The sequence below is a fragment of the Tessaracoccus lacteus genome (assembly GCF_029917005.1).
Lineage (GTDB): Bacteria > Actinomycetota > Actinomycetes > Propionibacteriales > Propionibacteriaceae > Arachnia > Arachnia lactea.
In genome coordinates this window covers 2,193,163-2,210,366 of record NZ_CP123967.1, presented here as the reverse complement: position 1 = coordinate 2,210,366, position 17,204 = coordinate 2,193,163, and the positions used below count along the sequence as shown (strand labels likewise).

At 70.5% G+C, this 17,204-nt stretch carries 15 protein-coding genes; 10 read left to right on the top strand and 5 right to left on the bottom strand.

What is annotated here, in order from left to right; all coding sequences use genetic code 11:
- Window positions 1-71 precede the first annotated feature (71 nt).
- Together QH948_RS10260 and QH948_RS10255 are read left to right on the top strand one after the other, a co-directional pair.
- Window positions 72-1,319, top strand: a complete 1,248-nt coding sequence (locus QH948_RS10260) for an ATP-binding protein (RefSeq protein ID WP_281144297.1) — start codon at window positions 72-74, stop codon at window positions 1,317-1,319.
- Entirely contained in the window at window positions 1,316-1,996 is a 681-nt protein-coding gene (locus tag QH948_RS10255) for a response regulator (protein ID WP_281144296.1), read from the top strand. The genes QH948_RS10260 and QH948_RS10255 overlap by 4 nt, the downstream gene beginning before the upstream one ends.
- A gap of 1 nt (window position 1,997) precedes the next feature.
- On the opposite strand, the gene QH948_RS10250 is transcribed toward QH948_RS10255, so the two are convergent.
- From QH948_RS10250 to QH948_RS10240, 3 genes are all read right to left on the bottom strand, one after another.
- On the bottom strand, window positions 1,998-2,984 hold the full coding sequence (locus tag QH948_RS10250; protein ID WP_281144295.1) for a lactonase family protein: 987 nt from the start codon (window positions 2,982-2,984) through the stop codon (window positions 1,998-2,000).
- Window positions 2,985-3,075: 91 nt separating this feature from the next.
- Window positions 3,076-3,339: a GlsB/YeaQ/YmgE family stress response membrane protein gene (locus QH948_RS10245; protein WP_281144294.1), complete on the bottom strand. Its 264-nt coding sequence runs from the start codon at window positions 3,337-3,339 to the stop codon at window positions 3,076-3,078.
- Between the two features lie 114 nt (window positions 3,340-3,453).
- Complete coding sequence (locus tag QH948_RS10240) at window positions 3,454-4,686, bottom strand: phospholipase D-like domain-containing protein (RefSeq protein WP_281144293.1); 1,233 nt, start codon at window positions 4,684-4,686, stop codon at window positions 3,454-3,456.
- A gap of 57 nt (window positions 4,687-4,743) precedes the next feature.
- Between QH948_RS10240 and pcrA the strand changes: the two genes are divergently transcribed.
- Complete coding sequence (gene pcrA, locus QH948_RS10235) at window positions 4,744-7,164, top strand: DNA helicase PcrA (RefSeq protein ID WP_281144292.1); 2,421 nt, start codon at window positions 4,744-4,746, stop codon at window positions 7,162-7,164.
- A gap of 346 nt (window positions 7,165-7,510) precedes the next feature.
- Here pcrA and QH948_RS10230 read toward each other — a convergent pair whose 3' ends face one another.
- A complete protein-coding gene (locus QH948_RS10230) occupies window positions 7,511-8,506 on the bottom strand; it encodes a M23 family metallopeptidase (protein ID WP_281144291.1) in 996 nt (331 codons plus the stop codon).
- A 196-nt stretch (window positions 8,507-8,702) separates the two neighbouring features.
- On the opposite strand from QH948_RS10230, the gene sucC reads away from it, so the two are divergent.
- Window positions 8,703-9,878: an ADP-forming succinate--CoA ligase subunit beta gene (sucC, locus tag QH948_RS10225; RefSeq protein ID WP_281144290.1), complete on the top strand. Its 1,176-nt coding sequence runs from the start codon at window positions 8,703-8,705 to the stop codon at window positions 9,876-9,878.
- 50 nt (window positions 9,879-9,928) lie between these two features.
- Window positions 9,929-10,780 (top strand): succinate--CoA ligase subunit alpha, encoded by an 852-nt coding sequence (gene sucD / locus QH948_RS10220; RefSeq protein WP_438874140.1) that lies wholly within the window; start codon window positions 9,929-9,931, stop codon window positions 10,778-10,780.
- Window positions 10,781-10,789: 9 nt separating this feature from the next.
- Here the strand turns inward: sucD and QH948_RS10215 are convergent, their stop codons facing one another.
- Entirely contained in the window at window positions 10,790-12,526 is a 1,737-nt protein-coding gene (locus tag QH948_RS10215) for a hypothetical protein (protein ID WP_281144289.1), read from the bottom strand.
- 96 nt (window positions 12,527-12,622) lie between these two features.
- Here QH948_RS10215 and QH948_RS10210 point away from each other — a divergent pair, with 96 nt between their 5' ends.
- From QH948_RS10210 to QH948_RS10190, 5 genes are read left to right on the top strand one after another with little or no spacing between them, the layout of a single operon-like run.
- The gene (locus QH948_RS10210) at window positions 12,623-13,882 is read left to right on the top strand and encodes a cell division protein PerM (protein ID WP_281144288.1); all 1,260 of its coding nucleotides are present in this window, start codon (window positions 12,623-12,625) and stop codon (window positions 13,880-13,882) included.
- Between the two features lie 10 nt (window positions 13,883-13,892).
- Window positions 13,893-14,468 (top strand): phosphoribosylglycinamide formyltransferase, encoded by a 576-nt coding sequence (gene purN / locus QH948_RS10205; protein WP_281144287.1) that lies wholly within the window; start codon window positions 13,893-13,895, stop codon window positions 14,466-14,468.
- Complete coding sequence (purH, locus tag QH948_RS10200) at window positions 14,465-16,024, top strand: bifunctional phosphoribosylaminoimidazolecarboxamide formyltransferase/IMP cyclohydrolase (protein WP_281144286.1); 1,560 nt, start codon at window positions 14,465-14,467, stop codon at window positions 16,022-16,024. Before purN ends, purH begins: the two co-directional genes overlap by 4 nt.
- A 12-nt stretch (window positions 16,025-16,036) precedes the next feature.
- Window positions 16,037-16,891: a bifunctional methylenetetrahydrofolate dehydrogenase/methenyltetrahydrofolate cyclohydrolase gene (locus QH948_RS10195; RefSeq protein WP_281144285.1), complete on the top strand. Its 855-nt coding sequence runs from the start codon at window positions 16,037-16,039 to the stop codon at window positions 16,889-16,891.
- Window positions 16,881-17,174, top strand: coding sequence for a DUF3017 domain-containing protein (locus tag QH948_RS10190; protein WP_281144284.1), 294 nt, complete (start codon window positions 16,881-16,883; stop codon window positions 17,172-17,174). Before QH948_RS10195 ends, QH948_RS10190 begins: the two co-directional genes overlap by 11 nt.
- The last annotated feature ends 30 nt before the right edge of the window (window positions 17,175-17,204 follow it).

The window sequence follows — 17,204 nt, the reverse complement described above, 5'->3', positions numbered from 1 at the left end:
CCCCCTGAGCCGTCCCTGGATACCCCCGCCGGGGCTGGTTCCCAGGTGGGTCGACGTGACAGGCTGGACCCATGACCAACCTGCCCGCGGCCCAGGACGCGCCTGCCCGGGTGCCGCTGCGCCGGGCCGGCAGCGGCAAGGTCATCGCCGGCGTCGCCCAGGGGCTGGCCGCGCACCTCGGCATCAACGTGACGCTCGTGCGCGTCTGCTTCGTCATCGCGGCCATGTTCTCCGGTGCCGGGGCACTGGCCTACGGCGCGCTGTGGGTGCTGGTGCCGCGTTACCAGGGGTCCGACGAACCCGCCGGGCTCGCGGCGGCGACGCGCAGGGGCATGCGCCCCGCGGCCGCCGCCCCCGTCAAACCCGACGACGGCGTCGTGATCGCCGGTGGCCTTGTCGTGGTCGGCCTGTTGTGGCTCTTCGTGTCCGGCGGCGTCGTGCCGACCGGCCTGTTCTGGCCCGCCGTGATCGGCGGCCTCGGCGTCATCACCATCTGGCTGCAGGTCGACGAACGCGTCGCGCCGGAGGACCGCAGGGGAGCGTGGCAGCGGCTCACGCGCGGCGGCGGTGCCATGAGCGTGCTGCGGCTGGTCGGCGGACTCGTGCTCGTCGGCCTAGGCATCTCGTGGATCCTCGCCACCCAGATCGGCCTGTCCCAGCTCCCGGGCGTGCTCGGTGCCTCCGGCGTGCTGCTCGCCGGACTCGTGGTCGTCGCCGCGCCCTGGCTGTACCAGCAGCGGGCCCGCGTCCGCCAGGCCGACGCGGAGCGCCTGCGTGCCGAGGCGAGGGCCGATATGGCGGCCCACCTCCACGACTCGGTCCTGCAGACCCTCGCGCTGATCCAGCGACAGGCCGACGACCCCGCCACGGTCGCGCAGCTCGCCCGCCGCCAGGAGCGCGAACTGCGGACCTGGCTCTACGGCGAGACCGCGCGCGCGGCCTCGCTCCGCTCCGCGCTGCGGGAGATGACCTCCGACGTGGAGGGCCGGTTCCCCGTCGACGTCGAGCTGGTCTGCGTCGGCGACGCGACCGTCGACGACCGCGTCGAGGCGCTGATCATGGCCACGGGAGAGGCCGTCACCAACGCCGCGAAGCACTCCGGTGCACCGCGGATCGACGTGTACGCCGAGGCCGAGGACGACCGCATCGAGATCTTCGTCCGGGACCGGGGCGCGGGCTTCGACCCCGACGCCGTTCCCTCGGGCAGGATGGGCGTGAGAGAATCCATCAAGGCCCGCATGGACCGCTACGGCGGCTCCGCGACGATCCGCTCCACCCCCGGTGAGGGCACCGAAGTGAAACTGGAGATCTCCCGATGACCGATGACGCCACACCCGCTCCGACTCCCGTCCCACTGTCGGAGTTGCGCGTGGTGATCGTCGACGACCACGCCATGTTCCGCGCCGGCGTGCGTCACGAGATCGGCGGCAAGTGCCTGGTCGTCGGCGAGGGCGAGGACGTTGACAGCGCCGTTGAGGTGATCGTCGAGCAGAAGCCGGACGTCGTCCTCCTCGACGTCCACCTGCCCGGGGGCGGCGGCGCGGAGGTCATCAAGCAGGTCCAGCCGCAGTGCCCCGACGTGAAGTTCCTCGCGCTGTCCGTCTCGGACGCGGCCCAGGACGTCATCGGCGTCATCCGCGCGGGCGCCCGCGGCTACGTCACCAAGTCCATCAGCTCCGACGAGCTGTTGGAGGGCATGACCCGGGTCGCGGCCGGCGACGCGGTCTTTTCGCCCCGGCTCGCGGGCTTCGTGCTCGACGCGTTCTCCGGAGCCGTCGACGTCGCCAGCATCGACGAGGAGCTGGACAAGATCTCCGCCCGCGAGCGCGAGGTCCTCAAGCTGATCGCGCGCGGCTACTCGTACCGCGAGGTCGCCAAGGAGCTGTTCATCTCCATCAAGACGGTCGAGACCCACGTCAGCTCGGTGCTGCGGAAGCTGCAGCTCAGCAACCGCCACCAGCTGACCAAGTGGGCCACCGACCGCCACCTGATCTGACTCAGCGGCGCAGGGGAGCCAGCTGCGTCGGCGACGCGGCGGGCACGACGGCGGCCGCGGGGCCCAGCCGACCAGTCGCCTCGTCGAACGGCAGCACCGTCACCTGGTCGGACAGCTGATTGCACACCAGCACCGCGCCGGGCACGTGCAGGTGGTGGCGCGGATGGCTGCCGCCGGTCGCGACCTCCCCTGCCGGCTCCAGCTCGATGACGTGCTTCGTCGGGTCGTCGACGATCCGCAGCACCGCGAGCACGTCCGATCCGCGCACGCCCACAGTCAGCCAGCCGCCGACGTGCGCGATCTCCGCGCAGGCGTCGCCGTCGGCGCCGGTGGCGCGCACCGGGTGCCTGCCGACGAGCTCGAGGGCGCCGGGCCAGCCGACGACCAGCACCTCGTTGCTGAACTCCGTCACCACGAACAACCACTCCTCGTGCACCACCAGGTGGCGCGGGCCGACCCCTGCCCGCAGCTGCAGTCTGTCGACCTCCGCCAGCGTACCGTCGGCGACGCGGAAGCGACGCAGCAGGTCGGCGCCGAGGTCGGTGGTGACGAAACCGCCCGTTGGCAGGGCCGCCGACGCGTGGGCCCTCGTCGCGTCGGCATCGACGGCGGGGGCGCGTAGCGTCGTCGTGACCAGCCCGTTGTCGTCGAGGAGGTAGTGCAGCACGGCCCCGTCGCCCCAGCAGGCGACCGTCACCCCGGACCCGTCCGCCTCCACCCGCACGTGGCAGGCGGCGGCGCCGGCGGGCAGGGTCTGCGCGGCGACGTACGCGTCGCCCTCGCGGCGCAGCACCAGGAGGCGCCCCTCGTGCTCCTCCACCGCGTACAGCATGTCGAGGCTCGGGTGCTGGGCGACGAACGACGGCGATGCAGCCCCCGCCAGCAGGCCGCCGACGGTGAAAGCGGCCCCGTCCCAGGCGGCCGCGGAGATCCCCCGGCCGCTGCCGTGGGGCGGGGTGTAGCTGGCGAGCCACAGGTCGATCGTCATGGCGCCGAGGCTAGCCGGCCCGGACATAGGCGACGGCGCCGGCCGGAGCCGGCGCCGTCGGGTAGGCGGGGAAGGAAAGGACGGGGAGGCGTCAGGCCTTCTTCTTGGTGACAAATCCGTAGATCACCAGCAGCAGGAGCGCGCCGAGCACGGAGAAGATCAGCCCCGTGGGGGAGAAGATGTCCGAGTATTTGACGCCGAAGATCGCGCCGCCGATAAAGCCGCCGACGAGAGCGCCCGCGATGCCGAGCAGGATCGTCGCGACCCAGCCGCCACCCTGCTTGCCGGGCAGGATCGCCTTGGCGATTGCGCCTCCGAGGAGGCCGATGACGATGTAGGCAATGATGGTTCCCATGTGCCCAGCATGGCACTGACAAGGGGTCACTGTTACACGGAACGACCCTGATCCTGCCCGGCTATACGCCCTCGGCTGAATCGGGGACAACCCCGACAGGGGCGGATCCGATGCTCAGAACAGAGGCCTGAGCGGGGACAGGAACAGCTCGGTGAGCTTCGCGACCCACGAGCGTCGTGCCCACCGTTCCTCGTTCAGCTGAACGGTGTTCGACTGGTCGGTGAGGAAGATCTCCTCCATCCGCTCGGCGACGTACGGGTCGGCGATCTCCAGGTTGATCTCGTAGTTGCCCCACAGGCTCAGCCGGTCGATGTTGGCCGTTCCGATCGTCGACCAGCTGCCGTCGATCGTCGCGGTCTTCGCGTGCACCATCGCGCCCTGGAACAGGTACAGCTTGATGCCGGCCTCCAGCAGCGTCGTGTAGAAGCCACGCGAGAGCCAGTCCGCGACGACGTGGTTGGACACGGCCGGCACGATGATCCGCACGTCGACGCCGCGGCGGCAGGCATCCCGCAGCGCGCGGATCAGGTCCTCGTCAGGGATCAGGTAGGCGTGCGTGAACCAGATTCGCTCGGAGGCGCGGTCGATGGCCTCCAGGTACATGTTGCGGATCGGGTACACCTGCAGCCGGGGCACATTGCGGTGCACCCACATGCGCGTCTGCCAGGTGCGCTTGGGGTTGTGCTCGATTCGCCTGCGCCGCCGCCCGGTGTGCAGGTTCCAGAAGTCGATGAACGCGTTCTCGATCTCTGCGGCCCCGGGGCCGACGATGCGGGCGTGGGTGTCGCGCCAGTCGGTCGCATACAGCGAGCCGATGTTGTAGCCGCCGATGAACCCGATGATCCCGTCGACGACCAGCAGCTTGCGGTGGTCGCGGCCCCAGGTGCGCGGCGACCACGGGATCGGCATCGCCGGAAGGCGCAGCGTGCGGATCCGGTCCGGAAGCTGCTGGTAGAACTTCGGGGGGACGACGAGATTCGCGAACTCATCCCAGATGACGTGGACCTCGACGCCGCGGTCGGCGGCACGGATCAGGGCGTCCATGAAGCGCTGGCCCTCGTCGTCGCCCTTCCAGATGAAGGTCTCGAAGTAGACGCGTTCCTGGGCGAAGTCGATCGCCTCGATCATGTCGTCGAAGACATGCTCGCCGTAGGTGTAGATGGTCAGCTCATTCGACTCGAATGCAATGGGCTCGGGTGGCGTGACTGGGAACCTGCGCAGCTTCCGGTGCTTCTTCCGACTGGCCTCCGTCACCGTGATGGCGATCACAGCGGCCAGCTGACCCAGCACGAGGGCCACGGTCACGCGGTTGAACAGTCGAGTGAGCCGGGCGAACGTGCGACGCATGTCTGCAGCTTACCGACGCGTCGATCGTCGGTGCGGGAGGGTAATCTGACCCACGCTATGAGCGACTCCCTGATGCCTGACCTGTTCGCCGTCTTCCAGCCGACGGAGGCCCCGAAGCCCCGCGAGAACACCGAGCGTCGCCAGGGCAGCGCGAAGAAGGTGAGCGCCGAGGAGCTCCTCGCGGGCCTCAACGGGCCCCAGCGGGAGGCGGTCGTGCACGAGGGAAGCCCCGTGCTGGTGGTCGCCGGCGCGGGCTCCGGCAAGACCCGGGTCCTGACGAGGCGCATCGCCTACCTGGTCGCCGAGCGGAACGTGCACCCCGGATCCATCCTCGCCATCACTTTCACCAACAAGGCCGCCGCCGAGATGCGCCAGCGCGTCGTCGATCTGGTCGGCAACCGCGCCAAGCTCATGTGGGTCTCGACGTTCCACTCCGCCTGCGTGCGGATTCTGCGCGCCGACATCGACCGCTTCGGCATCTCCAAGAGCTTCTCGATCTACGACGACGCCGACTCGAAGCGCCTCATGTCGCTCGTCCTGCGCGACCTGGCCGTCGATCCGAAGAAGTTCCCCGTCCGCAAGGTCATGACGGTGGTCAGCAACTTCAAGAACGAGCTGGTCGATCACGAGACGGCCCGCTCGGAGGCGGACAACCCCGTCAAGGTGACCTACGCCGCCGCCTACGCCGACTACCAGACCCGTCTGGGGGCCGCGAACGCCCTGGACTTCGACGACCTGATCATGACCACCGTCAACCTGTTCCGCGCCTTCCCCGACGTGCGGGAGAAGTACCGTCGCCGGTTCCGTCAGGTGCTCGTCGACGAGTACCAGGACACCAACCACGCGCAGTACTCGCTCGTGAAGGAGCTGTGCGGCGAGCAGACCACCGGCGTCGTCGACGGCACCCCGGTCGTCGAGCCGGCCGAGCTGATGGTCGTCGGCGACTCCGACCAGTCCATCTACGCCTTCCGCGGCGCCACCATCCGCAACATCCTCGACTTCGAGGCCGACTTCCCGGGCGCCACCACCGTCGTGCTGGACCAGAACTACCGCTCCACCCACAACATCCTGAAGGCCGCCAACGCCGTCATCTCCCGCAACCAGGGCCGCCGCGACAAGTCGCTGTGGTCCGACCTCGGGGACGGCGAGCTGATCACCGGCTGGGTCGCCGACACCGAGCACGACGAGGCCCAGTTCGTCGCCACCGAGATCGACAGGCTGTCTGACGAGGGGGCCAGCCAGTACGGCGACACCGCGGTCTTCTACCGCACCAACGCCCAGTCGCGTGCGTTCGAGGAGGTGTTCATCCGCGTCGGCATGCCCTACAAGGTCGTCGGCGGCGTTCGCTTCTACGAGCGCCGCGAGATCCGTGACGCCATCGCGTACCTGCGGGCGCTGGCGAACCCGGCCGACGACGTGTCGGTGCGGCGCATCCTCAACGTGCCGAAGCGCGGCATCGGCGACCGCGCCGAGGCTGCCATCGCGTCGCTGGCCAGCGCCGAGCGGATCAGCTTCTTCGATGCGCTGCAGCGCTCGTCGGAGGCACCGGGGCTCGCGACCCGCTCGTCGAAGCAGATCCAGGGCTTCGTCGACGTCATGAACCTGCACCGCGCCATGGTCGCGGAGGGCAGGCCCGCCGACGAGGTGCTGACGTCGATCCTGCACGAATCCGGATACGTCCCCGAGCTCCATAACTCCACCGACCCGCAGGACGAGACGCGCCTGGAGAACCTGGAGGAGCTCGTCAGCGTCGCCGCGGAGTTCGTCGCCTCCGTCGGCGCCGTCGACCTGGAGGAGGCCGAGGCAGCGGAGTCCGGGCTGGCCTCCGGCATGCCGGAACCCGACGACTCGCTGCCAGCCTTCCTGGAACGCATCGCCCTGGTGGCGGACTCGGACCAGGTCCCCGAGCACGAGGAGGGCAAGGGCGTCGTGACCCTCATGACGCTCCACACGGCGAAGGGGCTGGAGTTCGACACGGTCTTCCTGACGGGCATGGAGGAGGGCATCTTCCCGCACATGCGTGCGCTGACCGACCCGGAGGAACTGGAGGAGGAGCGTCGACTGGCCTATGTCGGCATCACGCGCGCCCGCAAGCGCCTCTACCTGAGCCGGGCGCAGGTCCGCATCACCTTCGGCCAGCCGAACTACAACCCCGCCTCCCGGTTCCTCGATGAGGTGCCAGCTCAGGTCGTCGACTGGCGCCGCACAGGAGAGGCCACCACCACGTGGGCCGGCCGCGACTCGGGCCGTCGCTCGAGCACCACCGCGTCGATGCAGAGTTTCGGTTCCGGGAAGAAGGTGCCCGTCAACCGCGTGGCCTCCGTTGAGGTGGGCGAGCGGGTGCTGCACACGGCCTTCGGCATGGGCACCGTCATCGCGGTACACGGCGCCGGGGACGCGACGAAGGTCGACGTCGACTTCGGTTCTGCCGGCTCCAAGCGCCTCAGCCTCCGCCACGCGCCGATGGAGAAGCTGTAGAACCCTTCGCTTCGCTCAGGGCCCTTCGACAGGCTCAGGGAACCGGTGGGGCCCTTCGACAGGCTCAGGGAACCGGTGGGGCCCAGCGAACCGCAGTCGGGTCGTTGAGCTTGTCGAAACGCCTCGAGCTTGTCGAGAGGTTCCCTCACGCGCACAACTGTGGGCTGGTCCCTGGCACTCGGCTCATGTGCGCGTGCTGGGGACCAGGCCACTTCTGTGCGCGGCGCGGGGTGAGAAGGGCGACGCGGGGGTGTCCCTTCGACGGGCTCAGGGCCCTTCGACGAGCTCAGGGAACCGATCACGGGTCGTTGAGCCTACCGAAACGCCCCGAGCGGAGCGAGGGGTCCTACCTGACCGAGACGCCGAGCGACTTCAGCCAGGTGACGGGGTTGCTGGCCGAGTAGATGTCGCCCGGGGTGGTGCCGTCGGGGTAGTACTCGAAGTGCAGGTGGGCGCCGAAGGAGCGGCCGGTGACGCCGACGTATCCGATCAGCTGTCCCACCTTCACTGTGTCACCGGGGGAGACGACCTTGCGGCTCATGTGGGCGTACAGCGTCGCTCCGCTGGAGTGCTGGATGACGACGTTGGTGCCGGCCCAGGAGCCGGCGGTGGAGCTGAGGACGACGCCGGAGGCGGCGGCGTAGATGGGCGTGCCGACGGGGGCCGGGAAGTCCTGGCCCGTGTGGTAGCGCGCCCAGGTGCCGGTGGCGCCGAAGCTGGCGCCGATGCGGTAGTTGGACTTGACGGGCATCGAGCCACCCTCGGTGGTGAGGTTCTCGATGTCCTGGGCAGAGAGATCGTTGATGCTGAGGCCGACGGCGGCTGCCGCAGCCGTCTCGAGCAGCTTCTGGGCGGCCTCGGCCTCGGCCTTCAGCTTCTTCGACTGCTTGGCGACGAGCACCAGATCGGCCGACATGAGGCTCTCGCGCTCGGCGGCGGTGGTCTCGGTCTCGGCCTCGGCGGCCGACTCGTTCGACTCGGCGAGGGCCGACTCGCGCTCCTTGGCGGCGTCATCGGCGATCGCGTCGCTCAGGTGGGAGCGTACGACGCTGCGGCTGACCTCCTCCGAGCGGTCCCCGAAGGCCTCCTCGGCGGCGGAGGCGGCCGCGGCGGGGACGGCGACGTCGTCGGCCGCGTCGAACCCGGCACCGCGGGCGACGAAGGCGAAGGCGAACAGGGCCGAGACGCTGAGCGCGCCGGCGACAGACAGGGAGATCAGCCTGCGGCTGAACCGAAGGGCGGTGGCCCCACGGCGGGCCGGGGAACCGGTCGCCTCGACCTCGACGATGTCGTCGATGTCGACTGCGGCGCGGCGTGCGCTGCGCGATGCGTTGTCGTTCACCTGACTCCTTGTGTTCCAGCCGGCCGGTCCATCGATGTGACCGTTCCGCAGGGAACCTTAACAGTTCTCAGGAATCTCTCAAAGACCGGGTCTCATTAAGCCCTCAGCGTGTGGGCGGATGGTGTGCTTCTGCCCCGTTGGTGGCGGGAGCGCCGGTATCGTGGCGCGCATTGACCCTCACATTCCAAGGAACAACGTGGATCTTCTGGAGTATCAGGCGCGCGACATGTTCGAGCGTTACAACGTGCCGGTGTTGTCGGGCAGGACGGCCACCACACCTGAGGAGGCGGTTGCCGCCTACGAACAGCTCGGCGTCGAGCTCGCCGTCATCAAGGCCCAGGTCCGGGTCGGCGGACGGGGAAAGGCGGGCGGCGTGAAGCTCGCCCGTGGAGCCGGGTCCGTGGCCGCCACGGCCCGCGAGATCCTTGGCCTCGACATCAAGGGCCACAGGGTCGAGCTTGTCATGGTCAGCCCCGGCGCCGACATCGCGGAGGAGTTCTACTTCTCGATCCTCCTGGATCGGGCGTCCGGTGGATACCTGGCGATGTGCAGCATCGAGGGTGGCGTCGAGATCGAGACGCTGGCCGTCGAGCGGCCCGAGGCGCTCGTCAAGGTGCCGCTCGACCCGGTCGAGGGCGTCTCGCCCGCGGTCGCGAAGCGCATCGTGACCGAGGCGGGCTTCCTGCCCGAGGACCACGCCCGCGTGGCAGAGGTCATGGTCAGGCTGTGGGACGTGTTCTCCGGGGCCGACGCCACCCTGGTGGAGGTCAACCCGCTCATCAAGACCGGATCGGGCAGCATCATCGCGCTCGACGGGAAGGTGACGCTCGACGACAACGCCACCTTCCGACACCCCGACCGCGAGCAGTACAAGGAGAGTAGCGGCGACGTCGACCTCGAAAGACAGGCCCGCGAGCTGGGGTTGGGCTACGTCAAGCTCGACGGGACCGTCGGCATCATCGGCAATGGCGCGGGCCTCGTCATGAGCACCCTCGATGTCGTCGCGGGGGCGGGAGAGGACCTCCCCGGGAAGCCGCGACCCGCCAACTTTCTCGACATCGGCGGCGGTGCCTCAGCCGCCGTGATGGCCAACGGCCTGCGCATCATCATGAGCGACCCGCAGGTCAGGAGCGTCTTCGTCAACGTGTTCGGCGGAATCACGGCCTGCAGTGACGTCGCGACCGGCATCGTCAACGCTCTGGAGATCCTGGGCGACGAGGCCCACCTGCCGATCGTCGTGCGGCTCGACGGCAACTCCGTCGAGGTGGGCAAGGCCATCCTCGCCGAGGCGAATCACCCGATGATCACCGTCAAGAACACCATGGACGAGGCGGCCCGTACGGCCGCGCGCCTTGCCTCCGAAGGGAACTGAGCGAAGTGTCGATCTTCATCAACGCGTCCTCTCGCGTCATCGTCCAGGGCATGACGGGCCGGGAGGGCCGGAAGCACACGCAGCGCATGATCATGTCCGGCTCCCGGATCGTCGGCGGCGTCACGCCCGGCAAGGGCGGCACCTCCGTCCTGTTCGAGGAGGACCCGGTGCCGGTGTTCGGGTCCGTCCCGGAGGCTGTCGCCGCGACCCACGCCGACGTGTCCGTCGTGTTCGTTCCCCCGCCGTTCGCCAAGGAGGCGGTGCTGGACGCCGTCGAGGCTGAGGTCGGCCTGGTCGTCGTGATCACCGAGGGCATTCCGGTGCATGACTCGGTCGAGTTCATCTCCGCGGCCCGTGGCTCGGCGACCCGGATCATCGGGCCCAACTGCCCCGGACTCATCTCGCCCGGAAAGTCGAACGCCGGCATCATCCCCGCCCAGATCTCCGGGCCGGGCCGCATCGGGCTCGTGTCGAAGTCGGGCACGCTGACCTATCAGATGATGTACGAGCTGCGCGACCACGGGTTCTCCACGGCGATCGGTATCGGCGGAGACCCGGTCGTCGGAACCGGCCACATCGACGCGCTGAAGGCGTTCGAGGACGACCCTGACACCGACATCATCGTGATGATCGGGGAGATCGGCGGCGATGCGGAGGAGCGGGCGGCCGAGTACATCGCGAGCAACATCACCAAACCGGTGGTCGGCTACGTCGCGGGCTTCACCGCCCCGCCCGGCAAGACCATGGGACACGCGGGAGCCATCATCACCGGCTCGTCCGGCACGGCTGCCGCGAAGAAGGAGGCCCTCGAGGCCGCCGGGGTGGCCGTCGGGCGCACCCCCTCGCTGACTGCCCAGCTCGCCCGTGACGCGATCGCGAGGCAGCGGGGCAGCCTCGGCTGATACGCGACGCTACGAGTCGGCCTGAGTCGCGCGGACCGCGACCCGGGCCGCCAGCGCGTTCAGCTGGTCCGTCGTCATGCGGTAGTCCTCGGACACCGAGACGAGCGTGTAGCTGACCAGGTCGTCGACGCGCGTGACGAGGAGCTGGTACTCGACCGACTCGGTGGCCGACGTGGCCTGCGACACGTCGAACAGCCTGCTGGTGCCGGTGGCGTCCCCGACGGTCGTCTTGACATCGTCGAGTCGCTTGACCGTCGCGGTGTTCACGCGGTCGGCGCAGCTGGTGAGGCCACGGACGAGCTTGTCAGCGAAGTCCTTGGCCGTGTCGCTCTTCTCGAAGTAGAACTGCATCTCGTCGATGCCGAACGTGGTGGGCGCCTCGTCGTCCTGCGTCATGAGGTAGGTGGCCTGCGAGCGCGTTGCGGGCCCCGCCTCCGTCGCCAGGGTCAGGTTCTCGCAGCCGGTGCCGGTCGAGGTGAGATCGCCGGGACCGGTCATGGACCAGCGGCCGGCGCCGGCGCGGATCCGCGGGAGATCCGAGGGGCTCAGCCAGCCGAGGGGCTCGACGGCAGGGATCACGGTCCCGGTCACCTGGACGTCCGACGGTGCGTCGGCGCCCTGCGCCTCGGAGAGCACCTCCTGGCTGCGCGTGATGGCCTCGGCGGGAGTCTCGGCGTCGACGGCGGAACCGAACTTGGTCACGTCGAGCATCTGCACGGCGGCCCCCGCGCGCGTGATGAGCACCGTGTGGAACTGGGAGGGATCGTCCTGGAACTCGACAGTGATCTGGAACGTGTCCTCGGCCAGACCGCTGACCGACTGTGCGTTGACGATGTAGCTCGGCACCTCGGAGCAGCTCGACAGCACCGAGACCCGCGACTCGAACACCTCCGCCGCGACGTCGGCGTCGGCGAACACATCGACCCGGTGCAGCGCCGCCGTCTCGTCCGTGGTGGCGAGGGTGCGCTGCAGCGTCGTTGTCGGGTTCGGCTCCTGGGGAGCCGTCTGGAAGCAGGCCACACGGCCAGAGTGGTCCCCGAGCGACTGCGAGGTCGCCGTGATGGTCCAGGCCGACGAGGCGACGGTGGCGAGATCAGCCGGGGTCAGCAGCACGTCCACATCCGCAGGTGCTGCGCTGGTGGCCGTGGAGGAGGGGCTGGGTGAGGCCGACGGCTGCTCCCCGGCCGACTGGCGCACCGTCCGCACGATCAGGAAGGCGAGGACGGCGACGACCAGGGCGACGATGAGGCCGGCAGCGGCCCACTTGGTGAGCGTCGCGCGGTGCGCCCTGAGCCAGTGCTCCGGCGTGGGGGAGTCATCGCCCTCAGGCGTGAGAGGGGTGGTGGAGCTCAGGGCCGAACGACGCGGCGCCGGGCCCGGGCTCTCGGCGAACTCCCCCGCGGAGCGGGGCATGACGGGAGCCGGGATGGGGGTCGCGGAGGCATCATCGGCGTGCACGGCGGGGCGCGCATCGGGAGCCGGGGCCTCGGCGGACTGCGTGCCGGGGCGGGCGAAGGGATTGACGGCGGGCTCCGGCGGCTCGTCGCCGAGGCCCGCGACGGCGGCCCGGGCGGGGCGGCGCGCCTGCGGCGGATCAGTCGGCCGGGACTCCGGTCCAGCTGCAGGCTCCTCGCCGCGTCGGGCCCGGCGCCCCGTCTGGGCTGGGGTATCGTCCGAGGCGGTCGAGTCTTCCGTCGCCGGCTGCTGCCAGGCGCGGCGTGGGCGGAACGGCTCGCCAGCTGACATCTTTCCACCTCCTCGCGAGGCGCCTCCGGGTCGCCTCGTTGGGCAAGACTACCGGGGGTCCCCAGGACTATGGCGCGCAACAGGGCTCCACGCACCGTGGCCGTCGACGTAGACGCTCCGAGCGCGCAGTCGCCGAAGCGGCTGCCGCTGCCGTGGTGGCTCGTCGCCGGCGCCGGCCCCGTGGCCGTGTTGGCCGTGGGCTGGGTGCTGGTCGCCGCGTTCTGCGCTGTCGGCTGGCTGACCTCCCCCGAGGCCGACCTCGGCGCGGCCCTGCGGCTCGCCACCTCCGTCCTGCTGCTCGCCCACGGCGGGACGGTGCTCGTCGGTGGGCAGGCTGTCTCGCTTGCGCCGCTCGGCCTCACTGCCTTGCTCGTGTTCGTCGCGATTCCCGTCTCTTCGCTGGCGGCGAGGCTCGCCGCGTCGCATGGGCAGGACCCCGACGACACCGGCGAGCTGCTCGTCGACGGCGAGGCCGTTGCGCTGCGGGTCGCCGGCCTTTTCGCCGGCGTGTACTTCGTGGTCGTCCTCCTCACCGGTGCGCTGCTCGGGAACGTCACGCCCGGCCTGGTGATCGGCACGATCGTCGTGGCGGCCGTTTCCGGCCTGTGGGGGGCCAGCAGGGGAGTCGGGTACGACCCGACCGCCGTCTGGCCGTCCTGGCTGCAGGCGGTGCCGAGGGCCATGGGCGCCGCGCTGCTCGTGGTGTTCGCGGGAGCTGCAGCGGCACTGGCGCTGGCGCTCTGGTCCGGGCAGGAGCGCGTCACCGACATCGTCGTGGCGCTGGGGGGTGGCGCGGTCGGCGCGGTGCTGCAGGTCGTGCTGCACCTGCTCTACCTGCCGAACCTCGTGCTGGCCTGCGCCTCCTGGGTGCTCGGAGCGGGCATCACCTTCGGCGACGGGACACTCGTCACGGTCGCCACCACCGACGTCGGCATCCTGCCGTCGATCCCCGTGCTGGGGGCGGTGCCCACTGGCGATATGTCGCCCGTGCAGCTGTGGTGGCTCGTCGTCGGCGTGCTGGCCGGGCTCGTCGCCGGCGTGGTCATCGCGCTGGCCCGCCCCCGCGCCCGTTTCGACGAGACGGCCCTGGTCGGCGGCCTGTCCGGCGTGCTCGCCGGGCTGCTCGTCGCCGCCGCCTGCGCGCTGGGCTCCGGCGGCCTCGGCACCGGCAGGCTAGCGGAGGTCGGGGCGCGGTTCCCCGAGCTGCTGATCTTCGCCCCGACCATCCTCGGGCTCTCCGGCCTGACCGGCGGGCTCGCCGTCGGGCTGGTGAGACGCGAGTGGCCGGGGCGCCGCCGCGAGGACGACGGGCGGTCCCCGGATCCGGTGGACGACGCCGCCGGCGACATGGCCTAGGCTGCGGCGCGTGACCTGCTCCGTCGTCGTCCTCGCCTCCGGCTCCGGGACGCTGTGCCAGGCCCTGATCGACGCCGTCCGCGACTCCCGCGTCGACGCACGCGTCGCGGCCGTGGTCAGCGACCGGAGCGACGCCGGGGTGCTGACGCGGGCGCGCGCTGCCGGGATCCCCGCCGTTGCCCATCCCCTCGCCAGGGGCGCGGACCGCGCGGCCTGGGACGAGGAACTGACCTCGATCGTCGACGGCTTCGCGCCGGACCTGGTCGCCTCCGCGGGGTTCATGAAGCTGCTCGGCGCGTCCTTCCTCGCCCGCTTCGGCGGACGCGTCATCAACACCCACCCCTCGCTGCTACCTGCCTTCCCCGGCATGCACGGGCCGCGGGACGCCCTGGCCGCCGGTGTCAAGCTGGCCGGCGCCACTGTCTTCGTCGTCGATGCGGGGATCGACACCGGTAGGATCCTGCTGCAGGGTGCGGTGGACGTCCTGCCCGATGACGATGTCGAGACACTCCATGAGCGGATCAAAGTGGTCGAACGCCGGCTGCTCGTGCAGGCTGTCGACGACTGGAAGAAGGAACACCCGTGAGTGATGTCATCCCGCTGCGCCGGGCCCTCGTATCCGTCTACGACAAGACCGGACTGGTCGAGCTGGGGCGCGACCTCGCCGCCGCCGGCGTAGAGATCGTCTCGACGGGCTCGACCGCCGCGCGGCTCGCCGAGGCCGGCGTGCCGGTGACCCCCGTCGAGCAGCTGACCGGCTTCCCCGAGTGCCTCGACGGGCGCGTCAAGACGCTCCACCCGTTCGTGCACGCCGGCATCCTCGCGGACCGACGCCTCGACTCGCATGTGGCCCAGCTCGACGAGCTCGACATCGCCCCCTTCGACCTGGTCATCACGAACCTGTACCCGTTCCAGGCCACCGTCGACTCCGGCGCCGGCGAGGACGAGTGCGTCGAGCAGATCGACATCGGCGGCCCCACCATGGTCCGCGCCGCGGCCAAGAACCACGCTTCGGTCGCCGTCGTCACGTCGGCCGAGCAGTACCCGGCGCTCCGCGAGGCTCTGCAGGGCGGCGGCTTCACGCTCGTCCAGCGCAAGCAGCTCGCCGCGGCGGCCTTCGTGCACACCGCCAGCTACGACGTGGCCGTCGCGGGCTGGATGGGCTCCGTCGTGACCGACTCCTCCGAGGGCACCGGCTTCCCGTCCTGGGTGGGGCGCACCTGGCTCAAGGTCGCCGACCTGCGCTACGGCGAGAACTCGCACCAGAGTGCCGCCGTCTACCGCAACGGCGACGGCACCGCGGGCCTCGCCGATGCCACGCAGCTGCACGGCAAGGAGATGAGCTACAACAACTACGTCGACGCCGACGCCGCGCACCGCGCCGCCTATGACTTCGAGGGCCCTGCGGTCGCGATCATCAAGCACGCCAACCCCTGCGGCATCGCCACCGGCACGGACATCGCAGAGGCCCACCGCAAGGCCCACGCCTGCGACCCCGTCTCCGCCTTCGGTGGCGTCATCGCCGCCAACCGCAACGTCACGCTCGAGATGGCGGAGCAGGTCCGCGAGATCTTCACCGAGGTCATCGTCGCGCCCGGCTACGAGGAGGGTGCCGTCGAGCTGCTCTCGCGCAAGAAGAACCTCCGCATCCTGATCGCTGGGCCCTCGGCCGACGCGGGCCTCGTGCTGCGCGAGATCGACGGCGGCGCGCTCCTGCAGCAGGTCGACGAGATCGACGCCCCCGGCGATGATGTGGCCAACTGGACGCTCGCCGCGGGCGAGCCCGCCGACGGGGCGACGCTGGCCGACCTCGCGTTCGCGTGGCGGGCCGTGCGCTCCGTCAAGTCGAACGCCATCCTGCTCGCCTCCGACGGCGCCTCCGTCGGCGTCGGCATGGGCCAGGTCAACCGCGTCGACTCCTGCCACCTGGCCGTCGACCGCGCCGGCGACCGTGCAGCCGGATCCGTCGCGGCCTCCGATGCGTTCTTCCCCTTCGCCGACGGTGCCCAGGTGCTCCTCGACGCAGGCGTGAAGGCGATCGTGCAGCCCGGCGGGTCGGTGCGTGACCAGGAGGTCATCGACGCGGTCGCGGCCGCGGGCGTGACCATGTACTTCACCGGCACCCGCCACTTCTTCCACTGACAAGGAGCCCCCGTGACGGCACAGGCACTCGACGGCAAGGCCACCGCGGCCGCGATCAAGGCCGAGCTGGCAGGTCGCGTCGCCGCGCTGCGTGACCGCGGCATCTACCCCGGACTCGCGACGGTGCTCGTCGGCTCCGACCCGGCCAGCCAGAACTACGTGCGGATGAAGCACCGCGACTGCGAGCAGGTCGGCATCGAGTCGATCCGTGTCGAGCTGCCCGCCGATGCGACGGCGGACCAGCTGCGCGTCGCGATCGAGCGGCTCAACGAGGACCCCGGCTGCACGGGATACATCGTCCAGCTGCCTCTGCCGCGACATCTCGACGAGAACTGGGCACTAAGCCTGATCGACCCCGACAAGGACGCCGACGGGCTGCACCCGATCAACCTCGGTCGGCTCGTGCTCAACGAGCCCGGCACGCTGCCCTGCACCCCGCGTGGCATCGTCGAACTGCTGCGCCGCCACGACGTGGAGCTCAACGGGGCCGACGTGGTGGTCGTGGGCCGCGGCATCACCGTCGGCCGCCCGCTGGGGCTGATCCTGACGCGCCGCAGCGAGAACGCCACCGTGACGCTCTGCCACACGGGAACCCGCGACCTGGCGGATCACACGCGCCGCGCCGACATCGTCGTCGCGGCCGCGGGCGTGCCGGGGATGATCACTGCGGACATGGTCCGCAAGGGGGCGGCGCTCGTCGACGTCGGCGTCAGCCGCGTCGACGGCAGGACCACCGGCGACCTCGCCGCGGACGTGTGGGACAAGGCCGCCTGGGTCACCCCGAACCCCGGCGGCGTCGGCCCGATGACCCGCGCGATGCTGCTCAGCAACGTGGTGGACCGCTCCGAGGCCCTGCATGCCGGATAAGCGCGACAAGCCGGCCGCGACCTTACCGTCGAGTCCGTGGGCGCTCGGCGCCGCGTTGGCTCTTGTGGGGTTCGCGGCCGGTTTCGCCGCGTTCGGCTACTGGCGTCGTTCGGCGCTGATGATGTCGGCCGCGCTGCTGCTCGGCGGGTTCCTCCGACTCGTCCTGCCACGCCGCGCCGCCGGGCTGCTGGTCGTGCGCCGCCGGTGGATCGACGTGGCGGTGTTGTTCGCACTTGGCGTGCTGATCGCGGTCGTCTCGCTTGTGGTCCCGCCGTCGAGGTGACCCCGGTTTGTCCGACGCTGACCCCCGTGT